This is a genomic window from Helicobacter didelphidarum (assembly GCF_003364195.1).
Taxonomy (GTDB): domain Bacteria; phylum Campylobacterota; class Campylobacteria; order Campylobacterales; family Helicobacteraceae; genus Helicobacter_A; species Helicobacter_A didelphidarum.
In genome coordinates this window covers 1-6,302 of sequence record NZ_NXLQ01000042.1, presented here as the reverse complement: position 1 = coordinate 6,302, position 6,302 = coordinate 1, and the positions used below count along the sequence as shown (strand labels likewise).

Sequence of the window (6,302 nt, the reverse complement as noted above, 5' to 3'; positions counted from 1 at the left end):
AAGAGGGATGATTATTGTTGAGAATGTTTGAAGTATTCATATTATTCATGAAGAGATTCCTTGCTTCCACTTTGAACTTTCAACTTATAAATACTCCCCATACTGCAATATTATTGAATCGTAATGTTGGGCATAGGGAAACCAATGCTTCATCTTGCTTGTTTGTTGTAGTTCCCTTAAGCATTTCTCCAATCATCACTTCCACTTGTGCCAGAAGCTATATGCTCCCATATCACTTTACGATAATTCAGAGAGACTTTAAAAAGTTCTGTTTTATCATTATTGTCTTTCTCTTGAGCATTAGGCATAACTAAATCTATATCAGTAATGATAGCATCTTCTAATTTAGTAGTAAAATAATGTTCTGCTCCTCCACTTGTAGAAGTTCTAAACCAATGAATCTCTACATTGTTTAATCGCTCACCTTTCGTGAGGGCATTATAGAGTAGGGGGACAGATTTGTTTAATGAGCAAGTAAAGCTAAAGGGTTTATGCACTCTTTGACCACTTGGTTGTCCGCTTTGAGAATCTGTAGGCACTGTAACAATATGAGAGATTTCTTGAGCCATTATCTCATCTTCATGTCCTGCTTGATAACGATTGCCTATACTTGCCTCTGTGCTTGCACCACTAGAGATTAAGCCTTGAGTTGAGCCTTCTATCTTAATATATGCTGGTTGTGCCATGATAAGTCCTTTGTGCTGATATTGATAGTAAGAGGATTATAACATAAAAAGGGTTGAATGATAGTTAAGATTATTTAATAACTAAGATATTTGTTGGGAGGTGTGTGGTAATAGGGGTATTAACAATAAGCTAGCTTGTGGTAAGCTTTTTATGATAAACTTATTCATTAATAGACTTATTATTACTAAGCTTCTTTATAATAAGATTCTCCTTACTGATATATATATAAGAGATATTAAGAAATATATTGTGTGATGGATGTTTTTTAGTGTATTATAATTATAAAATATTTGGGTAAGATTGCGATAGAATAATAGAGTATGTAAAAATTAATAGAACAATAAAATCAGCAAAGATTGTGTTTTATTGAGAAGTTTAAAGAGAGAAAATACATTAAAGTATTGTAGCTATTTTCATTTTTACTCCTTACTTTTATACCATTTTGGAAACATATTTTTACCCTCAAACTTCAAACTTTCTATTTCTATTTTTGATTGAGCGAACATAAACTTCATATTTTTAACATTTTGCACATTCCAAGAATCAAGGTTTTGTAGAAAGCTGTTAGATTCACCAAACATATAAGCCATATTTTTCACATTTGAAATATTCCATTTGTCAAGTGGCTGATTGAAAGCTAAAGTGCCAGCAAACATATAGCCCATATTAGTAACTTTTGAGACATTCCAAGAGCTGATATTTTCATTAAATTGACTTTCACTCCAAGCAAACATTCCCTCCATAGTTGCTACATTGCTGACATTCCAAGTTTCTATACCTTGAAAATTTTTTCTATTCCCTGCGGTATTGATACAAGATTTTAAATCAATCCATTCGTCAATATTGTTTTTAATAGACTCACAACTTTTCTTTGTTATAGAAGAAAATATCCACGCCATATTTGTGATTTTGCTTGTGTCAATATCACTTAGATTGATGCTCTCATCACGCACAAGTTTGACTAACTCATCTCTATTTTGTGGGTGATATTGATGAGATTCTATGACTTGTGATTGTTGCACTTGAGAATCCACACTTTGAGAATCTGCTTGGCTAGATTCTACGTTCGTAGAATCTGTTTGCGTGGATTCTGTGGATACTTCGCCCAAAGGCTTGGTATGAGAATCTATACTTTGAGATTCTATAACCTTGCTAGAATCTTGCTTACTTGAAACTTCACTCTTATCACACGCTATAAACCAAAAAGCAATAAATCCCACACACAAACTTAATGCTAATCTTTTCATAGAATCCCCTTAAATAAAGACTTAAAAATTAATATTTGCTTTCCTTATATTTTATCAATAATTCATAAAAACTATACTCATCATTTGATATTTTTCCTTTGTGTCGCGCAACCTCGCTATGCAATAATTCCAAATCTTTGCTACTTGCTTGATTATCCAAGCTAAGGGCGTAGATTCCCAGCAGGGCAAAGGGCAAATGATGGCGCATATCCTCAAAATACGCCACACCCTCCGTATGCTCTGCAAAAAGCATATCTTTGATAGTCGCAAATGCTCTAAAATCCTTTGCAAACACTAGCCCAAGTGCCTTGATAGTCGCAAAATGTGGAGCTAATTGCTCAAGCTCAAATTCATCATCGATTAACGCATTAAGCTTATCTCGCACCGCCTTATGCCTAGCCTCATCGTGCAACAATCGCCCCTCATAAGCTTCATTAAGAAGCGAAGTGTAGTGCTCGCATTTGCTTTGATAAAAGTCTGCTTGCATATCATCTAGTCCGCAAGTTGTGGCAATGAGAGATTTTAAAATCTGCGAAGCGACTAAATCTTTATCTTTTGCGTGAGATACGCTGATAGCCAAAAGAAATATGATAAAGATTCTAGTTAAAATATTCATCGATAGCCTCCTTAAATGATGTTGCTAGTTTATTCTGATAATCTTGCGAAATTAATAATTCTCTATCTTGTGTATTGTTGATAAATCCACACTCAATAAGAATTGCTGGCATATTGGTTCTTTTAATAACACCAACTTTATCTTGATGATGAATAAAATTTGTTCTTAAAATAAACCTATTCAATTTCTTGCGTAATATATTGCCTAACTTTATACTTTTTTCTGTTTTATTTAATTGATGTGTTGTAGCTTTGAGATTATCAACTTTATAATTCTTGTGGTCATAATACAGTACTTCAATGCCCCTGCTTGTTGTTTCACCTAAGCTAGAATTAATATGAATAGAAACAAACAATATCTCTTTATCTGGGTTTTGTTGCTGTATTGTATTAGCAAATCTATAACGCTCATTTATGCCCATAGCTTTATCGGTCTCTCTTGTCATATAAACTTGATAATTTGTAAGCCTGTTTTGCAATTTTTTTGCGATAGATAAAGCGAGGGTTTTTTCGTATATATTATTGCGTGTTGCTCCAACATCTGTGCCACCATGCCCAGCGTCAATAACAACTATTTTTTCCTCCTCACTCTCCACCTCCAATCTCACCCTATCAAACCCAAAGCTTTGTTTGTATTGTAATAGTATATCAGCAAATTGAGAGAATCTATCATCAAGAAGTATTTCGGGATTAATGATATTTTGTGTATTGTGGTTTGTGATAGTAGCTACAATATCATTTTTAGAATCTAATACATTGAGCGTATAGTGTTGTTGTGCTAAAGGTATGGGTAAGAGAGAATCTATTTCTATTCTATACTCTTTAGATTCTTTAATCATTTCTTTTGGATTACTAAGGCTTAGAGAATCTAACTTAAACACTTTATCTCTCTTTACCTCTCCATACTCTAACACTTGCAATTCTTCACCATTGAATCTTAAAGATATAGGCATAGGAAAATCAAAGCTTAAAGAAGTATCCATGCTTGGACTTTGGGGTTGTTCTTGTAAAAGCGTGTCATCTTGTATATTAGGACATATTGCAAAGATAATTAATCTTTTATCTTGTAAGTCTTTATAGAATCTATCTTTTAATTCATCATAATAAAGTTTGATAGATATATCTGTGCCACTTATGGCTTTAGATGGTATGGATTTTGTATGAGAGTCATTATTTGTTTTTGTTGGATTATAGCTTATATCTTTTAAAGTGAGTTGAGATTTAAAATTTAACTTTGTGATATTTTCTTGTTCTTTTTCTAAAATAATGTATCCATAAGGATTATTATCTTTATGATAAGGTTTTAGGCATTGCTTTGTAACCGCAGGATTATTTCTATCGTTGGTATTGATTAAAGCAAAGGCATATTTGATTTGTTTATCATTGCCTATAAATCTTTTATCATAATAAGTTTTTAGATAAAGTATAAGAGGATTCTTAGCGTCTAGCTTGGTATTGCTTGTATTTGTATGAGATTCAAAGAATACTGCTAAGGGATTGCTAGACATTCTTGCTATACTCCATCTTCATTATCATCGCTTTCTATTCCTATATGGCTATATTTATTAACAGCAGTTCCTTTAAGCAACACAGAATCCTTCTGCTTTATCTCAAAGCTAAGCTTTCTCTCACTTAATTGCTTGACATTTATTACAATGCCATCATTTAGCCTTGATTTATAAGTATCACCAAATACTACACCACACATTAAAAACACTAAAAATACAATTTTCTTCATCTTGTGCTATCTCCTTTACCTACAAATTTATTATCTCTGGCGTAATATTAGGTAACTTTAGTGCATACGCACACAAATTTACAAATATGATCAATAATATATTTTTCATTTGGGAATCTTTGGGTTTTTGAGATTAAAATACTTATTGATTTGTTCCTCTGGCATTCCTATATCTTGCAGAATTTCAGGGGTTTTATCCTTTTGATAAATGATAAAAATATATGGGCTTTGTATATTAGAAATCTCTAATGAGAAATTTCCAAATTGTAGGATTGGACATTCATTGATTGATAAACTTTTGAATGCAGAATCTATGCTATTTTTTTGCAAATACAATTTGGTGCTATAAAGATAATTAGTAAAATCGTCCATCATCACAAAATAATCTTCTTCATTTTGCTTTTTTATCTCTTCAAAATAATGAGAAGATTGTGTGATATAAAACCCACATTTATCACATGAAATTTCACAATTTTTATGGGCAGATTTTAATTCATCTATTCCATACAGATTCAAAAGTAATATTAAAGTTATAATTAAATATTTTATCATTTAGAATCCTTTAAGGTTGGGTTATTTCTATATGAAAACAAGGGGCTTTGTTTATTGTCTCATCAATAATTCTAAAGCCTTGATGATTGCTTTGATATCGTTGTGCTATATTTAAAAAATCATTAGGATTTTTGAGTCTACGCACAGAAATATCAAATACATTTTTCACTTTAGAATCTTGACAATGCTGAAAATATCCTAGAGGAACTAATCGCTCAATTTCTTGTTCCATAGCCTTTATTATATCATTTTTTGATTTATCCTTTTGCGTTAATTGTTGATATGCATTAATCACTGAATAAACCTTGTTGGAATAAATTCCCCTTACATGTGATACACCATTGCTTACAATTAAATTATACATTATATTAGCTTGTTGTTGTGGTGTTCTTGCAATGCTGGTTATAGTGAGAATGTGATTTTTTGAATCTCTACCTAATTGTTTGAGTATATCAATAGAATATTTGGAGATTAAATTTATATCCATACCATTTTTCCCCACAACCTCAATGCTGCTTAAATCCTCCTCCCCACTCTCCACCTCCAATCTCACCCTATCAAACCCAAAGCTTTGTTTGTATTGTAATAGTATATCAGCAAATTGAGAGAATCTATCATCAAGAAGTATTTCGGGATTAATGATATTTTGTGTATTGTGGTTTGTGATAGTAGCTACAATATCATTTTTAGAATCTAATACATTGAGCGTATAGTGTTGTTGTGCTAAAGGTATGGGTAAGAGAGAATCTATTTCTATTCTATACTCTTTAGATTCTTTAATCATTTCTTTTGGATTACTAAGGCTTAGAGAATCTAACTTAAACACTTTATCTCTCTTTACCTCTCCATACTCTAACACTTGCAATTCTTCACCATTGAATCTTAAAGATATAGGCATAGGAAAATCAAAGCTTAAAGAAGTATCCATGCTTGGACTTTGGGGTTGTTCTTGTAAAAGCGTGTCATCTTGTATATTAGGACATATTGCAAAGATAATTAATCTTTTATCTTGTAAGTCTTTATAGAATCTATCTTTTAATTCATCATAATAAAGTTTGATAGATATATCTGTGCCACTTATGGCTTTAGATGGTATGGATTTTGTATGAGAGTCATTATTTGTTTTTGTTGGATTATAGCTTATATCTTTTAAAGTGAGTTGAGATTTAAAATTTAACTTTGTGATATTTTCTTGTTCTTTTTCTAAAATAATGTATCCATAAGGATTATTATCTTTATGATAAGGTTTTAGGCATTGCTTTGTAACCGCAGGATTATTTCTATCGTTGGTATTGATTAAAGCAAAGGCATATTTGATTTGTTTATCATTGCCTATAAATCTTTTATCATAATAAGTTTTTAGATAAAGTATAAGAGGATTCTTAGCGTCTAGCTTGGTATTGCTTGTATTTGTATGAGATTCAAAGAATACTGCTAAGGGATTGCTAGACATTCTTGCTATA

Annotated in this window: 6 protein-coding genes and 1 pseudogene; all 7 read right to left on the bottom strand. The window is 31.6% G+C overall.

What is annotated here, in order from left to right; genetic code table 11:
* Positions 1-176: 176 nt before the first annotated feature.
* Entirely contained in the window at positions 177-686 is a 510-nt protein-coding gene (locus CQA53_RS09835) for an Hcp family type VI secretion system effector (RefSeq protein WP_115543818.1), read from the bottom strand.
* Between the two features lie 420 nt (positions 687-1,106).
* Positions 1,107-1,934, bottom strand: coding sequence for a BspA family leucine-rich repeat surface protein (locus CQA53_RS09830; protein WP_115543817.1), 828 nt, complete (start codon positions 1,932-1,934; stop codon positions 1,107-1,109).
* Positions 1,935-1,962: 28 nt separating this feature from the next.
* Entirely contained in the window at positions 1,963-2,550 is a 588-nt protein-coding gene (locus CQA53_RS09825) for a hypothetical protein (RefSeq protein ID WP_115543816.1), read from the bottom strand.
* Positions 2,534-4,057, bottom strand: coding sequence for an N-acetylmuramoyl-L-alanine amidase family protein (locus tag CQA53_RS09820; protein ID WP_115543815.1), 1,524 nt, complete (start codon positions 4,055-4,057; stop codon positions 2,534-2,536). The genes CQA53_RS09825 and CQA53_RS09820 overlap by 17 nt, the downstream gene beginning before the upstream one ends.
* Positions 4,058-4,062: 5 nt before the next feature.
* Entirely contained in the window at positions 4,063-4,287 is a 225-nt protein-coding gene (locus CQA53_RS09815) for a hypothetical protein (protein ID WP_115543814.1), read from the bottom strand.
* A 105-nt stretch (positions 4,288-4,392) separates the two neighbouring features.
* Entirely contained in the window at positions 4,393-4,839 is a 447-nt protein-coding gene (locus tag CQA53_RS09810; protein ID WP_245945866.1) for a hypothetical protein, read from the bottom strand.
* A 10-nt stretch (positions 4,840-4,849) separates the two neighbouring features.
* Positions 4,850-6,302: pseudogene (locus CQA53_RS12425) on the bottom strand (hypothetical protein); the annotation flags it as partial.